This window comes from Allobacillus sp. SKP2-8 (assembly GCF_007559355.1).
Taxonomy (GTDB): Bacteria; Bacillota; Bacilli; order Bacillales; family Alkalibacillaceae; genus Allobacillus; species Allobacillus halotolerans.
Genome location: NZ_VMHF01000001.1, coordinates 259,251 through 278,384 on the forward strand (window position 1 = coordinate 259,251; position 19,134 = coordinate 278,384).

General features: G+C 38.5%; 22 protein-coding genes. 6 read left to right on the top strand and 16 right to left on the bottom strand.

Annotated elements, in window-relative coordinates:
- The 3 genes from FPQ10_RS13270 to FPQ10_RS01355 form a co-directional block, all read right to left on the bottom strand.
- Positions 1 to 519: DNA gyrase subunit A (locus FPQ10_RS13270; RefSeq protein WP_304503030.1), on the bottom strand; the 519-nt coding region annotated here is incomplete at its 3' end.
- 11 nt (positions 520 to 530) lie between these two features.
- On the bottom strand, positions 531 to 2,483 hold the full coding sequence (gene parE / locus FPQ10_RS01350; RefSeq protein ID WP_144159084.1) for a DNA topoisomerase IV subunit B: 1,953 nt from the start codon (positions 2,481 to 2,483) through the stop codon (positions 531 to 533).
- A 115-nt stretch (positions 2,484 to 2,598) separates the two neighbouring features.
- Positions 2,599 to 3,015: a CoA-binding protein gene (locus FPQ10_RS01355; protein ID WP_144159087.1), complete on the bottom strand. Its 417-nt coding sequence runs from the start codon at positions 3,013 to 3,015 to the stop codon at positions 2,599 to 2,601.
- Between the two features lie 199 nt (positions 3,016 to 3,214).
- Between FPQ10_RS01355 and plsY the strand changes: the two genes are divergently transcribed.
- The 4 genes from plsY to yidD all read left to right on the top strand — a co-directional run bounded on the left by plsY (position 3,215) and on the right by yidD (position 6,300).
- Positions 3,215 to 3,796 carry a glycerol-3-phosphate 1-O-acyltransferase PlsY gene (gene plsY, locus FPQ10_RS01360; RefSeq protein ID WP_144159090.1) on the top strand — a complete coding sequence of 194 codons (582 nt, stop codon included), beginning with the start codon at positions 3,215 to 3,217 and terminating at the stop codon, positions 3,794 to 3,796.
- Positions 3,797 to 3,840: 44 nt separating this feature from the next.
- Positions 3,841 to 5,034 (top strand): CapA family protein, encoded by a 1,194-nt coding sequence (locus tag FPQ10_RS01365; RefSeq protein ID WP_255439608.1) that lies wholly within the window; start codon positions 3,841 to 3,843, stop codon positions 5,032 to 5,034.
- An 81-nt stretch (positions 5,035 to 5,115) separates the two neighbouring features.
- Positions 5,116 to 6,036: a GTP cyclohydrolase FolE2 gene (gene folE2 / locus FPQ10_RS01370; protein ID WP_144159093.1), complete on the top strand. Its 921-nt coding sequence runs from the start codon at positions 5,116 to 5,118 to the stop codon at positions 6,034 to 6,036.
- A gap of 21 nt (positions 6,037 to 6,057) precedes the next feature.
- On the top strand, positions 6,058 to 6,300 hold the full coding sequence (gene yidD / locus FPQ10_RS01375; RefSeq protein ID WP_144159096.1) for a membrane protein insertion efficiency factor YidD: 243 nt from the start codon (positions 6,058 to 6,060) through the stop codon (positions 6,298 to 6,300).
- A gap of 77 nt (positions 6,301 to 6,377) precedes the next feature.
- On the opposite strand, the gene FPQ10_RS01380 is transcribed toward yidD, so the two are convergent.
- The 7 genes from FPQ10_RS01380 to FPQ10_RS01410 form a co-directional block, all read right to left on the bottom strand.
- A complete protein-coding gene (locus tag FPQ10_RS01380) occupies positions 6,378 to 6,674 on the bottom strand; it encodes a hypothetical protein (RefSeq protein ID WP_144159099.1) in 297 nt (98 codons plus the stop codon).
- Positions 6,675 to 6,677: 3 nt separating this feature from the next.
- Positions 6,678 to 7,097 carry an acyl-CoA thioesterase gene (locus FPQ10_RS01385; RefSeq protein ID WP_144159102.1) on the bottom strand — a complete coding sequence of 140 codons (420 nt, stop codon included), beginning with the start codon at positions 7,095 to 7,097 and terminating at the stop codon, positions 6,678 to 6,680.
- A gap of 238 nt (positions 7,098 to 7,335) precedes the next feature.
- Positions 7,336 to 7,569, bottom strand: a complete 234-nt coding sequence (gene tlp, locus FPQ10_RS01390) for a small acid-soluble spore protein Tlp (protein WP_144159105.1) — start codon at positions 7,567 to 7,569, stop codon at positions 7,336 to 7,338.
- A 58-nt stretch (positions 7,570 to 7,627) separates the two neighbouring features.
- On the bottom strand, positions 7,628 to 7,774 hold the full coding sequence (locus tag FPQ10_RS01395; RefSeq protein ID WP_144159108.1) for an FbpB family small basic protein: 147 nt from the start codon (positions 7,772 to 7,774) through the stop codon (positions 7,628 to 7,630).
- A 78-nt stretch (positions 7,775 to 7,852) separates the two neighbouring features.
- A complete protein-coding gene (locus FPQ10_RS01400; RefSeq protein ID WP_144159111.1) occupies positions 7,853 to 8,431 on the bottom strand; it encodes a TlpA family protein disulfide reductase in 579 nt (192 codons plus the stop codon).
- 219 nt (positions 8,432 to 8,650) lie between these two features.
- Positions 8,651 to 11,359, bottom strand: coding sequence for an aconitate hydratase AcnA (gene acnA, locus FPQ10_RS01405; protein WP_144159114.1), 2,709 nt, complete (start codon positions 11,357 to 11,359; stop codon positions 8,651 to 8,653).
- A gap of 515 nt (positions 11,360 to 11,874) precedes the next feature.
- Positions 11,875 to 12,921, bottom strand: coding sequence for an ATP-binding protein (locus FPQ10_RS01410; RefSeq protein WP_144159117.1), 1,047 nt, complete (start codon positions 12,919 to 12,921; stop codon positions 11,875 to 11,877).
- A gap of 228 nt (positions 12,922 to 13,149) precedes the next feature.
- Between FPQ10_RS01410 and FPQ10_RS01415 the strand changes: the two genes are divergently transcribed.
- The gene (locus tag FPQ10_RS01415) at positions 13,150 to 13,581 is read left to right on the top strand and encodes a DUF2621 family protein (RefSeq protein WP_144159120.1); all 432 of its coding nucleotides are present in this window, start codon (positions 13,150 to 13,152) and stop codon (positions 13,579 to 13,581) included.
- Positions 13,582 to 13,621: 40 nt separating this feature from the next.
- Here FPQ10_RS01415 and FPQ10_RS01420 read toward each other — a convergent pair whose 3' ends face one another.
- The 6 genes from FPQ10_RS01420 to FPQ10_RS01445 all read right to left on the bottom strand — a co-directional run bounded on the left by FPQ10_RS01420 (position 13,622) and on the right by FPQ10_RS01445 (position 18,282).
- The gene (locus FPQ10_RS01420) at positions 13,622 to 14,098 is read right to left on the bottom strand and encodes a CcdC family protein (protein ID WP_144159123.1); all 477 of its coding nucleotides are present in this window, start codon (positions 14,096 to 14,098) and stop codon (positions 13,622 to 13,624) included.
- A 4-nt stretch (positions 14,099 to 14,102) separates the two neighbouring features.
- On the bottom strand, positions 14,103 to 14,558 hold the full coding sequence (locus FPQ10_RS01425; protein WP_144159126.1) for a Na(+)/H(+) antiporter subunit B: 456 nt from the start codon (positions 14,556 to 14,558) through the stop codon (positions 14,103 to 14,105).
- 76 nt (positions 14,559 to 14,634) lie between these two features.
- The gene (locus FPQ10_RS01430) at positions 14,635 to 15,339 is read right to left on the bottom strand and encodes a cytochrome c biogenesis CcdA family protein (RefSeq protein WP_144159129.1); all 705 of its coding nucleotides are present in this window, start codon (positions 15,337 to 15,339) and stop codon (positions 14,635 to 14,637) included.
- 154 nt (positions 15,340 to 15,493) lie between these two features.
- A complete protein-coding gene (locus FPQ10_RS01435) occupies positions 15,494 to 15,736 on the bottom strand; it encodes a YneF family protein (RefSeq protein WP_144159132.1) in 243 nt (80 codons plus the stop codon).
- A 151-nt stretch (positions 15,737 to 15,887) separates the two neighbouring features.
- The gene (gene tkt / locus FPQ10_RS01440; RefSeq protein WP_144159135.1) at positions 15,888 to 17,897 is read right to left on the bottom strand and encodes a transketolase; all 2,010 of its coding nucleotides are present in this window, start codon (positions 17,895 to 17,897) and stop codon (positions 15,888 to 15,890) included.
- A 154-nt stretch (positions 17,898 to 18,051) separates the two neighbouring features.
- Positions 18,052 to 18,282, bottom strand: coding sequence for a DUF896 domain-containing protein (locus tag FPQ10_RS01445; protein ID WP_144159138.1), 231 nt, complete (start codon positions 18,280 to 18,282; stop codon positions 18,052 to 18,054).
- Between the two features lie 156 nt (positions 18,283 to 18,438).
- On the opposite strand from FPQ10_RS01445, the gene lexA reads away from it, so the two are divergent.
- Positions 18,439 to 19,059, top strand: a complete 621-nt coding sequence (gene lexA / locus FPQ10_RS01450; RefSeq protein WP_144159141.1) for a transcriptional repressor LexA — start codon at positions 18,439 to 18,441, stop codon at positions 19,057 to 19,059.
- The last annotated feature ends 75 nt before the right edge of the window (positions 19,060 to 19,134 follow it).

Sequence of the window (19,134 nt, forward strand, 5' to 3'; positions counted from 1 at the left end):
AATGCCTGTGGACCCATTGACGAGTAGATTCGGGAACTTGGCTGGCAATACGACAGGTTCATAAGATGTATCATCAAAGTTCTCAATGAACTCAACCGTATCTTTACCGATATCCCTCAGTAATTCGGAAGCAATACCAGAAAGGCGGGCTTCCGTGTAACGCATGGCCGCTGGTGGATCACCATCAACGCTCCCATTATTCCCATGCATTTCAACAAGTTCTTGACGTAATTTCCATCTTTGACTCATCCGTACCAAAGCTTCATATACAGAGCTATCACCATGTGGATGATAGTTACCGATGACAGTACCTACTGTTTTAGCCGATTTTCGGAAAGCTTTGTCATGTGTATTTCCTTCTTCATACATGGCATATAAAATTCTTCGTTGTACAGGCTTTAGCCCATCCCGCACATCGGGAAGGGCACGTTCTTGAATAATATATTTACTATAGCGTCCAAACCGGTCGCCTATTACTTCTTCTAAAGGTAAATCCATTAAGTTCGCTTCTTCGGCCACTTTGTTCACTCCTAGTTAACCAGTCTATCATTTTCCAGTATTGTGTCGTTCTCTTCTAAACCGAATTCGACATTGCTTTCAATCCATTTCCTTCTTGGTTCAACTTTATCGCCCATCAACGTTGCTACACGTCGTTCTGCTTTTGCAACGTCTTCAATGGTCACACGTATAAGCGTCCTAGTTTCTGGGTTCATCGTCGTTTCCCATAACTGGTCATCATTCATTTCACCAAGACCTTTATATCTCTGAATGGTATAACCGGATTTATACTTCTTCAATAATTCATCCATTGCACGTTCGTCCCAAGCATAGTCTTCCTTGTATGTCTTCCCCTTACCTTTGGAAATTTTAAATAAAGGTGGTAGGGCAATGTAGATCTTCCCATGCTCTATTAGTGGTCTCATATATCGATAGAAAAAAGTCAGCAAAAGCACTTGAATGTGCGCGCCGTCCGTATCAGCATCCGTCATGATGATGACTTTTTCATAATTCGAATCTTCTATCGAAAAATCTGCTCCGACGCCTGCATTAATCGTATGAATGATGGTTGAAATCTCTTCGTTTTTGAAAATATCATCGATTTTGGCCTTTTCTGTGTTAATGACCTTGCCTCGAAGCGGAAGAATCGCTTGAAAACGCCTGTCTCTTCCTTGCTTTGCGGAACCACCTGCGGAATCACCCTCTACGAGAAACAACTCGTTTTTGTTTGGGTTTTTCGATTGCGCAGGCGTTAATTTACCACTAAGTAACGCATCTTTTCGTTTGCGCTTTTTACCATTTCTTGCATCTTCACGTGCTTTACGGGCAGCTTCTCTTGCTTCTCTTGCTTTAATCGCCTTTTTAATCAACAACTGTGCAATTTCAGGATTTTCTTCAAAGAAAAAGGTCAACTTTTCACCTAAGACATTTTCCATGGCACTTTTTGCTTCAGGTGTCCCGAGTTTACTTTTCGTCTGCCCTTCAAATTGCAATAAATCTTCTGGAATACGGACTGAAATAACAGCTGTCAAACCTTCACGAATATCGTTTCCATCTAAATTTTTAGCCTTTTCTTTCAATAACTGCTTGTTTCTTGCATATTCATTGACTGTACGGGTAATCGCCGTTTTCGCTCCAGACTCATGCGTTCCTCCGTCGATTGTTCGCACATTATTGACAAATGACAGGATGTTCTCTGAGTAACCATCATTGTATTGGAATGAAAAATCGACTTCAATTTCATTGTGGATACCTTCAAATGAAATGATTTCATGTAATCCGTCTTTTTCTTCATTCAGATAAGCAACAAATGCTTCAAGACCTTCTTCATACAAGAATTCATCTTTCATATCATTCCGTTCATCAATCAATTCAATTTTGACACCTTTTAATAGAAAGGCAGTTTCTCTTAGACGCTCAGCTAATAATTCATATTGAAAGCGTACCGTTGAAAAAATCGTCGGATCCGCTTTAAAGGTAATCTTTGTACCAGTTTTATTCGTATTTCCATGTTCTTCAAGTGTGGTAGCTGGCTTCCCACCATTTTCAAATCGCTGACGAAACTTCTTTCCATTCCTGAAAATATCAACTTCAAGCCATTCAGATAGTGCGTTAACAACGGAAGCACCAACCCCATGCAAGCCACCACTGGTCTTGTAACCACCTTGGCCGAATTTACCTCCTGCATGAAGTACCGTCAGAATAACTTCCGGCGTTGGCTTTCCGGTCTTATGCATGCCTGTTGGCATTCCGCGTCCCGCATCAATGACTGAAATTGACTCATCTTTATGTATCTTTACGGTAATCACTTGTCCATAACCCGCTAACACTTCATCAACAGCGTTATCAACAATTTCAAAAACTAAATGATGCAGTCCCCTATGATCCGTGCTGCCAATATACATACCAGGCCTTTTACGGACTGCGTCTAGACCTTCGAGCACCTGAATCGATTCATCGGTGTAATTCTGCTTATGATCACTCAATCAAATAACTCCCTTCCAAAACAACTCATCTATTTAATTTCGCTAATTGTTCTCTGTACATTTCACGATAGAAACAGAAAATCCCTGCAAGAGAGCAGAGATTTCAACCAATTGGTTAAGAATTTCCGATTTGTACAGCATGTACAACTTTAATGCATAAGTCCATTATGACGGTAAAATCATGTTCTTTCAATATACCATAAGCTTCTTCATTTTCTACACCTAGTTGAGCCCAAAAGACTTTGCAATCGGTTGTGACTGCATCTTTAGCGATATCCGGAAGAAATTCAGATCGTCTGAACACATTGATGATATCAATTGACTCTGGTACTTCAGCTAATGTTGGATAACTTTTTTCACCAAGCACTTCATCGACTGTAGGGTTGACGGGAATAATCCGATATCCATTTTCCTGCATGATTTTCGCTATTTGATAGGATGTTCTTTCCGGCTTATCGGATAGACCTACGACAGCAATGGTTTTGGCATTCTGTAAAATATTTTTTAGCGTTTCGTTCGAAGGGTTCTGCATAACCGTTCACTCCTTTGCGCTTCTTACCTATTAGAATAGCTTTTTTTGAAATTATTCTCAACTAATCAGTTAGGTACTTGCATAATTACTTCTTCTTTATTGCTATAACTTCTGATAAAATAACACTAGGTCTTAAAGACAGATGGTAACTACCTTACAAGAAACATGTTACAAAATTATTTGTAAAGGGAGAGTTTCAATGGACTATGTTATATATTCTATTATTGCATATTTATTAGGGTCAATTCCGTTCAGTTTGGTCATCGGTAAAACTTTTTATCAAACGGACATTCGCGAACACGGTAGTGGAAATCTTGGAGGCACCAACACATTTCGAGTACTCGGATGGAAAGCCGGTTTGGCTGTAACCATTTTGGACATCTTAAAAGGTACACTTGCTGTTGTGCTTGTCTATCTTTTTGCCGCACAGTTGGAACCCTTAATCGTTGGTGCATTTGCGGTAATCGGGCACTCATTTCCGTTGTTTGCCAAATTTAAAGGCGGGAAGGCTGTAGCCACTTCTGGTGGTGTGCTTCTTGGGGTTAGTCCATTATTATTTGCTATTATTTTTGTTTCGTTTTTCGTCTTTTTAAAGATATCAAAATACGTCTCCCTATCATCCATGCTAACAGGCGTTGTCGCCGTTATTGTTGCGCTATTCATGAGACATATCGGATTGATTATCGTGACGGTGTTATTGGCTACTTTTGTAATCTATCGTCACACGGATAATATTAAACGAATCAAAAATAAAACGGAACCAAAAATTACATGGCTTTAACGTTTGAGTGATGGGAATAAAGAACAATAAGAGGTGAATATACAGTGAAAAAGATACATGCGTATCGTTTGATGATTGGAATGCTCTTCGTAGTCGTTCTCATTTTATTGTTCTTGCCAACACTTTCCGACAAAGAAACAGAAACGTCCTTCGACTCTGAAGCACACGAAGAAACTCGATACTCTAACCTTTCCTCAAAAAACAAACCTAGCTATGAAACATCCATTACATTGAATGCTATTGGTGATATTCTCGTGCACCAACCGGTTTATGAAGACGCCAAAACAGAAGACGGGTATAATTTTAAGCCAATGTTCGAACCTGTAAAGTCATTGATTTCGGATGCAGACATAACCATCGCTAACCAAGAAACGATTTTAGGTGGTGCAGAACTTGGCCTTTCAACATATCCCTCATTCAACTCACCGTATGAGGTTGCTGATGCTCTCCAATATGTCGGCGTGGATATCGTGTCCATGGCAAACAATCATACATTGGACCGTGGTGAGCAAGCAATCATGAATGCAACGGATTATTTAAGGAAAATTGATATGCGCTATGTTGGATCCTATCGTAATGAAGAAGATCGAAACACGCCTCGTATCCTGACTAAAAAAGATATTTCAGTCGGCTTTCTTTCTTATACGTATGGAACGAATGGCATTCCGGTCCCAGAGGGAAAAGACTATTTAGTCAATTATATTGATCAGGAAAAAATAGTAACGGATATTGAAAATTTACAAGACAAAACAGATTTCGTTGTTGTCAGTATGCATTTCGGCACACAATACGAACCTTTGCCGAATGACGAACAAATTTATCTAGTCGATTTACTCACGAATAACGGAGCCGATGTCATCATCGGTCACCACCCTCATGTGTTGCAACCCGTGGATTGGATCTCAAGCGAAAATAGCCATGATCGTTTTGTTATGTACTCACTAGGTAACTTTTTATCCAATCAAGATGGACTTGATCGAAATATCGGTGCAATCTCACAAATTAAACTCACAAAGAAAAGAACACACAATGAAACAAGTTATCAGATTTCAGATGCTCAAATGATTCCAACGTATAATTACTCAGAGAACAATCGGAATTTTAAGATTGTCCCTCTTTCAGATGCTGATCAATATGACTTAAAAAATGCTGATCAAATTTACCAAGAAACCATCAAACATTTGCAATCATTCACCGATAAAATTGACTTTCCGACAAACTTCGGGGCGGTTCAATAAATTGAAACAATCCTTTTGAATCGTGTATACTAGAGGTTGTGGTTACAGTGAGATTGCTTTAACCAGAAAGGAGATCTAGATATGGACAACTCATACAATCCAAAACAACTTCCCAGTAAAGAAGAAAGACATAAATTATTCGGTTCTGTACCGCCAGGACCTCGAACAAAGCCTCATGAAAAAGAAAAAATGAAGGATTTACAAAATACAAAGCAAAATTTCTTATTTGAATTAGATGCAGTTGGTATTTCAAATGTTAAACATCCGATTGAAATTACTAGTTCGATGGTACCGGAGACACAGACGACAATCGGTAAATTCTACTTTGCTTCCTCGATCTCCCAAGATTCAAAAGGAACAAATATGAGCCGATTTACTGAACAATTGCATCATTATCATAGCGAAGGTTTTACCTTGAGCATTGAATCATTGAAGCAATTTACCCGTGATTTAAAAGAACGACTTGAACAAAAAGACGCAGAAGTGAAAGTCGAGTTCCCTTGGTTTTTTGAACGTAAAGCCCCTTATACAGATATGGCTGGGATGAACCATGCAGATGCTTGGATTCACGTTCGTTATGATGAGCATGATCATCACCAAATAACTGTCGGCCTTTCCGGTAAAGTGACTACTTTATGTCCTTGCTCTAAGGAAATTAGTGAATATAGCGCGCACAATCAACGAGGTAACATGACGATGGAAGTTGAGCTTGTCGAAGATTTTGATGAGCGTCAAACAGATTGGAAGGCCATGTTGCTTGAAGCTGCAGAATCCAATGCCAGTGCAAGAATCCATCCTGTTTTAAAACGACCGGATGAAAAAATGGTTACTGAGCAGGCTTATGAAAATCCACGATTTGTCGAAGATATGGTACGCCTTGTAGCTGCTGATCTTTATGAACTTGATATCATTGAAAAGTTTTACGTTGCGTGTGAAAACGAAGAATCCATTCATCTACATGATGCAATCGCTTCGGTAACTTATGATAAACGTACGGAATAATGATAAAAAGGTCTGTTGTGTATGAAATATTTGTTGATTGGGCTAGTCAAATTGTATCGGAAATGGATTTCACCACTTCTAGGACCCTCGTGTAGGTTTCAGCCTACATGCTCTGAATTTAGCTTAACCGCTATCCAGCGCTTTGGCGCTTTTAAAGGGTTGTATTTAAGTATAAAAAGAATCTTGAAATGCCATCCATTCCATCCTGGCGGCTTCGATCCTGTACCTGACCTGAAGAAACAGGAAAAATCTAACCATTCATAAGGTTGATTGTCAATTTGAAATAGGCATAAAAAAAAGCTGTTCCTTTCCATCCGTTTGGATTAAAGGAACAGCTTTCTCTATTTAAATCGATTTAATTGTTCAAGCATACCTTCTGCTTTTAAAATATCTTCTTGGAAACTTCCAATCAGGTCATAATGAGGATACTTTTCGTGGAAATCAATCCATTCTCTTTTCAACCCATGTTTCTTTCCCCAAGCAACTAGCTTCTCTACATCACAACAACCGACTTTAGTGACGGTTTTCATGGATGGAAAACGATGATCTAACCAATAATGTGTTAAAAAAGCAATTTCTCCGTTTTCAACGTCTTTTTTCCATTGAACAAGCTCTTCTCTTTTAATTCCAAATGCCATTTTTTACGACTCCACTGCATTTAAATAAGTCTCATGTAGTTTAGGGAAATGCTTTTTGATTGAAATCGGTCTAAAATTCGATTTTTTGACGCAAACATGGGTCGATGTACCAGTAACAGATAGCTGATTATCTTCTGTATAAACTTTATATGAATAAGTTACACGAAACCCATTATATTCTGATATTTTCGTTTCGACTCTCGCGGTTTGTCCATATCTCACAGGCGTCTTATAAGATGCTTGTATGTCTATGACTGGTGCTAAGATCCCTTCTTGTTCCATCGCTAAATAATCAAATCCTAACTGTTCAATCAGCCGGGTCCGTCCGATTTCAAACCAAACAAAATAATTTGAATGATAGACAACCCCCATTTGGTCTGTTTCTTGATAACGTACTGTAACATCTGTTTCATTGATAACCATTTTGCTTCTCCCTTTCTTTTCTCTTTAATCTTATCTTATCGTATCATATTTTTTGGTAAATCCGCATGAATGAAGAGGAGTTATCGCTCATACTTGATATTTTAAAGAGGGAATATTTTCTCAAGGAAGATGCTTACTTTAGTTTACATAATAATAGTTATGTAACTTAAATTGTTTTGTACGATGTAAAAATACCCCGTACAAAGAAAAAATTCTTCGTACGAGGTAGTCCATAAGTTTAATCTTCTAGACGTTGCTGATACGCATGTTCATCTCGAACTTCATCTCTCATCGCTTCTAGTGATTCTCTTCTTTTCTCATTCTTTTGTCGTATTTGTTCCTTCTGTTCGTCAGAAGCTGTTTCCATTGATGCTTCTGCTTCTCTGAGATTTTGAATCGTATGTTGAATATTTTCTTGTAGTTTCTCAACGTTATCCGAACGATCATCTGGATTTGGATTTCTATCTGACACAATAACCACTCTCCTTCTATTCTTTATTCATTGAGTAGTTTGTCAGAATAGGTGAATGTTATGCATGAGGACTAGCCTGCTTGACCACTTCAAACTTCTGATCCAACCGATCATATATTTTATCGATTTCTTTTGGATCTTTCATGATTCGGTCTTTTTCCTGCTGAATCAGTGTTTGAAAAGATACTTGGTTATTTCTTCGCATCAATCATAACTTCCTTCCTACATAGATTTTCGATTTACATCTACTATGTAGAATTGTCCAATTAAAGCTTTTTTATACTTAATCAAGCTTTTTTATTTTTTCTTCCATCTCTTCATAAGTCATCGGACCAACGTTTTTAGGAAGTTGGATAACCCCATCAGAATTCACAAAATATGTTACAGGCATACTCATCGCCTGGTAACGAAGAAGAACTTTTCCAGATTCATCTAGTAGAATTGGAAAAGTAAGATCTCTTTCTTCCACGAACTCACGAACTTTATCAACTGACGCCTCGGAGTGCAACGCATTCACAGCAACGATTTCTACATCATCATATTTCTCTTGAATTTCTTGCATATGAGGCATTTCCTTTCGGCAAGGTGGGCACCATGTTGCCCAAAAATTCACGAAAACTTTTTTACCTTTAAAATCTTGTAATTGTTTTGTTTGACCATCCAACGTTTTCAACTGAAAATTCGGCGGTACATCGCCGACTTCAATATCTGTTGTGTCTACATCCATTCCTTCTGGCTGAATGAACATCATTCCATCTTCAGCATCGTTTTGAGCATTTTGGTTATCTTCCACAATATTATATACAATCACACCGCTCAGTGTAATGACCACACCTAGTGCGATCAGTCTTTTGATAATCATACGGGGCTTCCTCCTTTATTCTTCTCACTCACGATAATAATGCATGCGATTAAAGAAAACGTAATTTCAATCATTTATTCCATCATATCAAAAGAAAAGTTTCATCAGTAACATGGAAGATAACAAAACTGTGAAATACGTAGCTTTCTGACCATCATTGAATGCAAAAAACCCGAGAGTCGACAAATTCGACTCTCGGGTTTACTTTTTATTTAATCCTTACACTGTTTCTAGTTTGTTACGTAGGACAAGTTGTAAGATACCACCATGACGGTAATAATCTAACTCAACGTCACTGTCGAAACGTGCAACGACTTCGAATTCAGTCTTCTTGCCGTCTTCATCAGTCGCAGTTACTTTTACGAGACTTCCTGGTTTAACGTCTTCGTTAACGTCAACATCAAATGTCTCTTTACCAGTTAGACCAAGTGATTCAATCGTATCGCCTTTTTGGAACTGAAGTGGCAATACACCCATCATCACTAAGTTTGAACGGTGAATTCTTTCAAAGCTTTCAGCAATTACCGTTTTGATCCCTAGTAAGTCTGTACCTTTGGCAGCCCAGTCACGGGAGCTTCCCATTCCGTAGTCACTACCTGCGATAACAACCAAACCAGTGTCATCCTCTTGATAACGCATTGCTGCATCATAAATAGGCATAACTTCTCCAGTTGGCCAGTACGTTGTATAACCGCCTTCTTTTCCGTTGGCAATTTCATTACGGATTCGGATATTTCCGAATGTACCTCTCATCATAATTTCATGGTTACCACGACGAGAACCGTAAGAGTTAAAGTTACGTGGTGAAACATCTTTTTCCATCAAGAACCTACCTGCTGGCATATCTTTTGGAATCGCACCAGCTGGTGAGATATGGTCTGTTGTTACTGAATCACCAAACTTACCGATGACACGTAGTCCATTAAGTGGTTTGATACTTTCAGGATCTTTCGCCATGTTCTCGAAGAATGGAGGATTTTGAATATATGTTGAATTCTCATCAAAATCGTACAATGGCTGATCCGTTGTTTCAATTTGGTTCCATTTTTCATTGGAGTTGAAAACAGATTCATATTCTTTACGGAAGATCTCTGGTGTGACAACTGCATCAATTTGTTCTTGAATTTCATCAGATGCTGGCCAGATATCTTTAAAGAACACATCGTTTCCTTCACGATCTTGACCTAATGGTTCATTCATAAGATCGATATCGACTGTACCAGCAAGTGCATAAGCAACAACTAATGGTGGTGAAGCCAAGTAGTTTGCACGTACAAGTGGGTGGATTCGACCTTCAAAGTTCCGGTTACCGGAAAGAACAGAAGAAACAGTTAAATCAGAATCTGCAATTGCTTTTTCGATCTCCGGTAATAATGGTCCAGAGTTACCGATACAAGTTGTACAACCGTAACCAACCAAGTTAAACCCTAACTGATTTAAGTATTCCATTAAACCTGAGTTTTCAAGGTAGTTTGTTACAACTTTTGAACCTGGTGCCAATGAAGTTTTAACATAAGCAGGAACATTCAATCCTTTTTCAACAGCATTTTTCGCAAGCAAACCTGCACCTAACATAACATGTGGGTTAGATGTGTTTGTACAAGACGTAATTGCTGCGATCGCCAACGCACCTGTTTTCATTGTTGCTTCAGTTCCATCGTTAAATTTAACGACAGCTTCTTTAGCAACTTCCTCATCACTCAATCCAAACCCTTGGTTACCTTGTGGAGCAGTTAGAGATTTGTTGAATGATTCTTTCATATCAGAAAGTCTGATCAAGTCTTGAGGACGTTTTGGTCCAGATAGATTTGGCTCAATCTCAGATAGATCGATTTCAACCAAGTCTGTGAATTTAGGGTCTTCTTGATCAGGTGTATAGAATAAATCGTTCTTCTGTAAATATTCTTTGACAAGAGCGATATGTTCTTCTGAACGACCTGTCAAACGTAGATATTTAAGTGCTTCTTCATCAACTGGGAAGAAACCACAAGTCGCACCATATTCAGGTGCCATGTTGGAGATCGTTGCACGGTCAGCAAGCGGCATAGATGTTAATCCATCTCCAAAGTATTCTACGAATTTACCAACAACGTTTTTCTCACGTAGCACTTGTGTAACTTTTAGTGCTAAGTCAGTTGCTGTTGCACCTTCTGGGAAATTACCAGTTAATTTAACACCGATTACCTCTGGTGCAGGGAAATATGAAGGCTGACCAAGCATTCCAGCTTCAGCTTCAATACCACCGACACCCCAGCCTAATACACCTAGACCATTGATCATCGTTGTATGTGAGTCAGTACCGAACAATGTATCAGGGAATGCATCATACGTACCGTCGTCTTTTTCGATTTCATGGACAACATTTGCAAGGTACTCCAAGTTTACTTGGTGAACAATACCTGTTGCTGGTGGAACAGCGCGGTAGTTGTCAAAAGCTTTCTGAGCCCAATGCAAGAATTCATAACGCTCCATGTTACGGTCAAATTCCATTTCCATATTCACGCGAAGTGCATCAGGTGAACCATATGCGTCTACTTGTACGGAGTGGTCAATAACTAGATCAACAGGTACTTCAGGGTTGATTTGGTCTGGGCTTCCACCCATATCTACCATTGCTTTACGCAAAGAAGCCAAATCTACTACAGCTGGAACACCAGTGAAGTCTTGCAAAATGACACGAGAAGGTTTAAATGGAACATCCACCTTTTCACCTTTCACCCACTGAGCTAATTTCTCAACATGCTCATCCTTGATGACGTGTCCATCATACTGTCTTAAAACAGATTCTAGTAGGACACGGATTGAAAAAGGTAATTCGGAGATCTTTCCTAGACCTTTTTCTTCCAATGCTTTCATGTGGTAATAATTGTACGTTTTGCCATTCAATTCAAATTGTTTTTTGGCATTAAAAGCATTATTGTCTGCCATCATTGTTACCCCCTTAATTATGTAGTTTAATTGATTAATAGATTACTTAAAGACATAGTTACAGAATTCTCATTGACTCTGCCGTATTACATTTTATATGAAAATAGGTTATAAGTAAAATAATTAACCGGAAATTTTTCTTTGGTATTCGACAATTCACTTAAAAACATGACGCTCAAGGCAAAAAGATCTTTGATGACACTTAGTCGGTGTACCCGATACAGTCGAGTGAACAAAGATTATACCGGTTGTCCTATAGAAGTGTGCTATAACCTCGAGTGAGCTGAAACGTACGCTGGAATGTCCTATAGGAGTTCTCTATAACCTCGAGTCAGTTGAAATGTATGTCGGAATGTCTTATAGAAGCACTCTATAACCTCGAGTCAGCTGGAATGTATGTCGGAATGTCCTATAGGAGCCTTCTATAACCTCAAGTCAGCTGAGATATATGTCGGAATGTCCTATAGAAGCTCGCTATAACCCCGAGTCAGCTGGAGAGTACTTCGGAAAGCTACTTACGTTTCAAATAGGATTCGAAAGTTGCTGCCTCCCACATCTCGGTCTTCTATCTCTAAGTTCGCACCATGATTTTTTATGATTTGCTTGGTCACCATTAAACCGAGGCCTGTCCCATTTTGTTTCGTTGTAAAAAATGGTTCTCCGATTCTTTCTTTCATTTCTTCAGGGACACCTGGACCTTCATCCAATACTTCGATCAATAATTGATCTTTCGTATGGATGTGGATCTCTATCGTCCCACTCTCTCCCATTGCTTCTATGGCATTTTTGATTAAATTAATTAGCACCTGTTTGATCTGTGATCGGTCACAATTCAACATATATTCTTCTCGGTCAAATTTCTTGCTTAATCGGATGTCATGCATACGAGCTTGGGAATTCATCAACAGACATACTTCTCCTGCCAGCTCCATCAAATTCTCTTCCTTGAATTCATTGGGTGAGGGTTTGGCAATAAATAGTAATTCTTTTGAGATTGCTTCGATTTTTTCAATTTCTTCTTTCATGATTTTTAAGTAAGTATCTCCATTATCCATGCCTGCTTCCATGAGTTGTAAAAATCCTTTTAATGAAGTGAGTGGATTGCGAATCTCATGAGCGACACTTGCCGCTAGTTGGCCAGCGCTTGACAGTTTCTCCGATTGGATCAATAAATTTTTAGTTTCCAGAATACGCGTAATATCTTTAGATAAAAAAATATAAAACGTTTCTCCTGTTTGGTCGTATACCATTTTTCCCATAGATATTTCATGACGTTTCAGCTCATTGTTTACATTAATGACTCGAAAAACATCTTTTTTAATGGAATTAACTTTCAGTTGATTGATCTCTTGTTGGAATTTTTCAGAATCAATTGAATCAATGAATGTAAAGGCAGATTTGCCAATTACCTTTTCTCGTGAGAATCCAACTTTCTCTATTGAATATGATACATATTGAATAATTAATTGTTCATCACAGATAAAAAAATAATCACTCATCTGCCCATCAATCCATTGAAAAACTTTCTCTACAAATTCTTCATTACAGCCATTTTCATGCATTCATTCTCCACCAACCCTCTTTGTTAAAACATTAATACAAATTATGAGGAGAGATAACAGATTATTACACCTGTTTATAATAATAGCCAAAAAGAAGTAAATTGTCTAAAATTTTTAAATTATCAAGTGACATTTTCATGAATTTGTAACGGTTATTCGATTGAGAATCGTCACTCTTCGTCGTATAATGAGAATAGATTTGTATTGATTTATTGAAGAGAGTGAAGGATATTGGATACATTCATAGCATTACTGATTATTGGTTGGACAACGTTGATGGTCGTTCTGATGGGAATCGGTGGCTTTTTCATGTTTCGGAAGTTCTTGAAAAAGATGCCTAAAGCAGATGGAAAATCAATTATTGACTGGGAAGAATATTATATCGATGAATCACTGCATATGTGGGATGACGATTCGAAAAAACTTCTCAATGAATTAGTTGAACCTGTACCTCAGTTATTTAGGGATGTCGCTAAACAAAAAATCGCAGCGAAGATTGCCGAGCTAGCGCTAGCAAGACGTAAAGAAAAGATCACGTTAGATGTCATGATTGAAGGATATATTAAAGCAACGCCTAAAAGAGACCATAAATTTTTGGTCAAAACGCTCAATGAAAAAAATATCGATTTTAACCGGTATGAACACTTGTTAGAATTATAAAAGGTAAAGAGCTGCATGAATACTTGCAACTCTTTACCTTTTATTTTGGAATCATTTGTTTTTGAAAGCTTAAGAATTTGATAAGCATGACCATCCGCCATGTAAATAACATACCGAATGCAAGCAAGTAAAACATTCCAGCTAACTCACCAAGTTCAATGTATTGGCCCATATATTGTTTCGCGACAAGTCGACCAACCAATAATATTCCTAAAATAATCGGAAACATTTTAGAAGGCTTTAAATAAATGTCTCCGTCTTTATGTTCGAAATTCGATGTAAAAATAAGAAATAGCGAAAATATAATCCCAACACCTAATGCTTCAGCTACTTGAATCCATTCAATCCTGAAATATGGAAAAACAAACATCAACGCTCCTGTACTCATAAACAATGGAGGCAATATGATGCGCTTCACTGATGTCGGTCTATTCGCTGCTTTCATACGAACAAAGACCATTCCGATCGCCATAAAAAAAGCAACAATGGATGCAGCAATGACAAAAAACGTTTTCATGACTTTACATCCCTGCCTGTTCTTGTGAATCTTCCTTTTGATCAGTTGCGATTGTCAATATAATTGTCATTGTGACACCGACAACAGTTAAGTACACCCCTAAGTCAAAAATCATTGCGGTCGCTAGCTCTGTTTCACCCATAATTGGCAAATTAAAATACCCGAACGTTTGGGTTAAGAATGGTTCACCGAAAACAAAAGCTCCGATGCCTGATAACGTAGCAACCAACAAACCGATTGTCAGCATTGCACGAAAATTAATTGGCAATACTTTTGACATATTATCAAATCCATAAGTGATATACATGAGAATAAATGCTGCCGCGGTCATTAATCCGCCAATAAATCCCCCGCCTGGTGAATTATGACCAGCAAAAAACAAATACACAGAGAACCCTAATAGAATGAAGGCGATTAACTGTGTCATTGTGCGTAAAATTAGGTCATTGTAATTTTTCATCAGTAAAATGCTCCCTCAGCTGATTTGTTCTATGTCTTATTCTAATATACTTGTGTAATAGGAATCAAATACATACTTAAAGGCCAGTGAAACCGAATAGGTTTGCCAAATAAGCCGTCAAAATGCGTAACCAATCAAGAAACAATGCAACCCCGAGGAAAATCAAAATATATCCCCCGATTCTCATAATCTTTTGTGAATTTCGTTTTAACCAGCCCATTCGATCGATAAAGAATGACAAGATAAAAAATGGAATCGCAAATCCTAAAGAATAAGCTGACATCAAAATGACGCCAGAATCCGGGTTGGTATAGGCCAACGAGATGACTGCTGCTAAAATCGGTCCCGTACATGGTGTCCAACTCATGGAGAAAGCTGCACCAATTAAAACAGAACCAAAGTATCCTGATGGCCGATTTTTAAAGGTGACTTTTCGTTCCTTCATTAGAAAATCAAAGTTAAATACACCCAACATGACAAACCCAAAGAAGATGATTAATAGTGCACCCACTTGGCGAATTAAATCACGGTATTGAATGAGAAAATCTCCAATTACGTATCCTGAAAATCCAAGCATAATGAAAATGGAAGAAAAACCGATTAAGAAAAAGAGTGTATGTAGCATACTTCGTTTTCTTAACATACCCTTCTCATTTTTCAATTCTTCTAAACTCATTCCAGTAATATAGGAAAGAAATACCGGATAAAGCGGCAATACACATGGTGAAATAAACGAAAGAAATCCCGCTCCAAATGCGAGGAATATATTTACGTCCGCCAATTCGCTCACGCTCCAATCAAATTAAAACTTTAACCCACTTTCAGATTAACAGATCGACCGCCAAATATAGAATAAAAGGATTGACAGTTTCATGACGATCTATTAGAAAGACAAAAAAGGGTAAGCATTCGATCCGCCTGCTCACCCTTCATCGTTATTTTTTCTTCTTTTTGTCTTGATTTTCCATTTGTTGTGTCATACCACGCATCATTTGATTGATCTTTTTCTGTGATGGTTTCTGACCCATTTGCATCATCATTGTACGTAACATTTGCTCATTAATTGGTGGGTTTTTCTTCAAGTAATTCATCATTGTCTTTCTGGCGATAAAGAAACCTAAGATCAGCCCGATTACCAATGTTGCAAGAGCAATTAATACAACCCAAATCGTGCTCATGCTTCTACTTCCTCCTTCTTGTTGACTCGTACACATTATATTAAAACGAATCACTAAAAACAATAGCAATATTCATATGAATAATAACAAATTTTATGAATAGTTCACATAATCAAGTGAGGTTCCGTAAAAGAACCTCACTTTGAGATTATTATTTACCCATAAGCTCTTTTGCTTCTTTAACAACATTTTCTACCGTGAATCCGTATTTTTCAATGACGACATCTCCTGGTGCTGATGCGCCGAATTGATCGATTCCAAGCACAGTTCCGTCTAAGCCGACATAGCGTTCCCAACCGAATGGTGAGGCCATTTCGACGGCCAGTCGTTTAGTGACTGCTTTAGGTAATACTTCACTTTTGTATTCAGTAGATTGTTTTTCAAATCGATCCCAGGATGGCATGCTGACCACTTGTACATCAATACCATCTTCTTTTAATTTTTTACTTGCCTCATAAACCAATTGGACTTCTGATCCTGAAGCCATCAGGAGTAAATCTGGAATCTCTTTCTCAGCTTCTTTTAGAATGTAGGCACCTTTTTGTACACCTTCACTTGCACGTTTATTAGTCTCCGGAAGTACAGGAAGTCCTTGACGTGTCAATACGAGTGCTGTTGGGTGTCCTTCTGCTTGAATAGCCTGCTCCCATGCAGCTTTTGTCTCATTCGCATCTGCTGGACGAATTAACGACAAGTTTGGCATTGCACGTAAAGAAGATAGCTGTTCGATTGGTTCGTGTGTCGGTCCATCCTCACCAACAGCGATTGAATCATGTGTAAACACATAGGTTACCGGTACACCCATTAGTGCAGATAAACGAATGGCTGGGCGCATGTAATCACTGAATACGAAGAATGTTCCTCCGTATACTCTTAAGCCGCCATGAAGCGCCATTCCATTCATGGCACAAGCCATCGCAAACTCTCTGACACCAAACCACACATTCCGACCGCTGTATGTTGGATATTTAAAATCATCTTCTTCTTTTACAGCTGTCTTATTTGAACCAGCTAGATCGGCACTTCCACCGATGAAGTTTGTGATTTTTGATGAAATTGCATTGATGATTTCACCAGAGACGGCTCTCGTTGCAACAGGCTTTGTGTTTTCGTCATAGCTAGGTAGGTCAACATTCCAGCCTTCCGCTAAATTTCCTGCCAATGCGTTTTCAAATTCTTTTGCCAACTCTGGATAAGCTTCTTTATACTTCTCCATCATTTCATTCCATTGGTTTTCAGCTTGCTGGCCACGCTCAGCTACTGTTTTTTCAAAGTGCTCTTTCACTTCTTCTGGAATATAAAAATCTTCTTCGAATGTCCACTTATAATATTCTTTTGTCATTTTCGCTTCATCAGAGCCTAATGGTGCTCCGTGAGCATCTGATTTACCGGATTTCGACGGTGAGCCATATCCAATGACCGTTTTAACTTCAATCATTGTCGGTTGCTCTTTATTTGCTTTCGCATCCTTCAACGCTTGCTCAATCGCTTCCGTATCATTTCCGTCTTCCACGCGAATGACTTGCCATCCGTAAGCTTTATAGCGATCTTCTACACTTTCTGAGAACGCACGATCCAAGTCACCGTCCAATGAAATATCGTTTGAATCATACATCACAATTAACTTTCCTAGCTTTAAGTGACCTGCAAGGGAAGCTGACTCTTGAGAAACACCTTCCATTAGGTCACCATCACCGCAAATCGCATACGTGTAATGATCAACGACTTCAAAATCATCACGATTATACTGGGAAGCCATATATCTTTCAGCCATCGCCATACCAGTAGCCATTGCAATTCCTTGGCCCAGTGGTCCAGTTGTTGCTTCCACACCGTCTGTATGACCGAATTCCGGATGTCCCGGTGTATTCGAACCCCACTGACGGAAGTTTTTAATGTCATCTAGAGAAACTTGATAACCTGATAAATGTAACAATGAATATAACAACATTGAACCATGACCAGCAGAAAGAACAAATCGATCACGATCAAACCAATTTGAATTCTTTGGATTCTGATTCATTACCTTTGTCCATAACGTATAGGCCATTGGAGCAGCCCCCATTGGCATACCTGGGTGACCAGAATTTGCTTTTTCAACTGCATCAATCGACAACGTTCGAATCGTATTTATTGCTAAGGACTCAATATTCTCGCTCATCTTATAGAAGACTCCCTTCACTTCTTTATTCCATTCTCAATGCTATAATTAATTTGTTCATTTGACAAGTTATTTCAAAGGTCACACAAACTCTTTCGAAATTCCGACAAATTTGTCATTTAAAAAAGGTGCAAACCAAATCTGATTTGCACGTTTAATGTTCCTTACGTCTTTTCTCTTCTTTTAATTTCTCCGGTGTCACATCGGTACCTTCCGGATCGACTACTTTAATGGATTTTAAATGATTTTTGAATGCTCCGCGAAATTCCTGTAAATATTCTTCTCTCAATTCGCGCTGTTCTTCTTTTTCGCTTTTAGACAATCCTTCCGATTTACTTTTCTTCGATAGTTCACTGATGCGGTTCAATTTATCTTTAGAAAGCATGAAATAAACTCCTTTTTTCAACTATTTATCCGTATTTTAAATGGTTTTGTGATTTTAAACAAGAATTCTGTATAAACAACGAACGAACGTTTGCTATCCAGGCTCTTTATTGGTATACTACAAATAGTAAATAAAGACGTAGGGGTGAAAGAAAGTATGAAGAAACTATCCAAACGTCAGAAGGACATATTCGACTTTTTAGTAAGCGAAGTAAAATCAAAAGGATATCCACCTTCTGTTCGTGAAATTGGAAAAGCTGTCGGGCTTGCATCCAGCTCAACCGTCCATGGTCACCTATCCAGGCTAGAAGACAAAGGCTTTATTCGTCGCGACCCGACAAAGCCACGCGCCATTGAAATCATCTATGTAGACGAAAATGCTGTACATGAACGGGAAGCAATCTATGCACCCTTAGTCGGAAAAGTAACAGCCGGTGAGCCAATAACGGCCGTCGAAAACATTGAAGAATATATTCCTCTTCCAGCTGGGATTGCCGCTTCCGAAGAGAACATATTCGTCCTTACCGTTCAAGGTGATAGTATGATAGAGGCCGGGATTTTTAATGAAGATCTTGTGATTGTTCGGAAACAAGCAACCGCTGATAACGGAGATATTGTAGTCGCGATGACTGAAGAAAATGAAGCAACTGTTAAACGGTTTTTCAAAGATAAAAACAACTACCGTTTGGAGCCAGAAAACCCAACGATGGAACCGATCATCTTGGATCAGGTTACCGTTTTGGGTAAAGTGATCGGACTGTATAGAAATATTCATTAATACGCCAAACACTTGAATCGACAACCGGTTCAGGTGTTTTTTATGACATTCAACTAAATAAAACACATGAATTTA

Bases quoted from the DNA above. Each gene is read 5' to 3' on its own strand.
- FPQ10_RS01395 (WP_144159108.1), bottom strand. From the start codon at position 7,774: ATGCGAAGAAATAACCAAGTATCTTTTCAAACACTGATTCAGCAGGAA.
- FPQ10_RS01400 (WP_144159111.1), bottom strand. From the start codon at position 8,431: ATGATTATCAAAAGACTGATCGCACTAGGTGTGGTCATTACACTGAGC.
- FPQ10_RS01435 (WP_144159132.1), bottom strand. From the start codon at position 15,736: ATGAGCACGATTTGGGTTGTATTAATTGCTCTTGCAACATTGGTAATC.
- plsY (WP_144159090.1), top strand. From the start codon at position 3,215: ATGGACTATGTTATATATTCTATTATTGCATATTTATTAGGGTCAATT.
- FPQ10_RS01385 (WP_144159102.1), bottom strand. From the start codon at position 7,097: ATGGTTATCAATGAAACAGATGTTACAGTACGTTATCAAGAAACAGAC.
- FPQ10_RS01420 (WP_144159123.1), bottom strand. From the start codon at position 14,098: ATGAAAACGTTTTTTGTCATTGCTGCATCCATTGTTGCTTTTTTTATG.
- yidD (WP_144159096.1), top strand. From the start codon at position 6,058: ATGAAATATTTGTTGATTGGGCTAGTCAAATTGTATCGGAAATGGATT.
- FPQ10_RS01355 (WP_144159087.1), bottom strand. From the start codon at position 3,015: ATGCAGAACCCTTCGAACGAAACGCTAAAAAATATTTTACAGAATGCC.
- FPQ10_RS01380 (WP_144159099.1), bottom strand. From the start codon at position 6,674: ATGGCATTTGGAATTAAAAGAGAAGAGCTTGTTCAATGGAAAAAAGAC.
- FPQ10_RS01425 (WP_144159126.1), bottom strand. From the start codon at position 14,558: ATGAAAAATTACAATGACCTAATTTTACGCACAATGACACAGTTAATC.
- lexA (WP_144159141.1), top strand. From the start codon at position 18,439: ATGAAGAAACTATCCAAACGTCAGAAGGACATATTCGACTTTTTAGTA.
- acnA (WP_144159114.1), bottom strand. From the start codon at position 11,359: ATGGCAGACAATAATGCTTTTAATGCCAAAAAACAATTTGAATTGAAT.
- folE2 (WP_144159093.1), top strand. From the start codon at position 5,116: ATGGACAACTCATACAATCCAAAACAACTTCCCAGTAAAGAAGAAAGA.
- FPQ10_RS01410 (WP_144159117.1), bottom strand. From the start codon at position 12,921: ATGCATGAAAATGGCTGTAATGAAGAATTTGTAGAGAAAGTTTTTCAA.
- tkt (WP_144159135.1), bottom strand. From the start codon at position 17,897: ATGAGCGAGAATATTGAGTCCTTAGCAATAAATACGATTCGAACGTTG.
- FPQ10_RS01445 (WP_144159138.1), bottom strand. From the start codon at position 18,282: ATGCTTTCTAAAGATAAATTGAACCGCATCAGTGAACTATCGAAGAAA.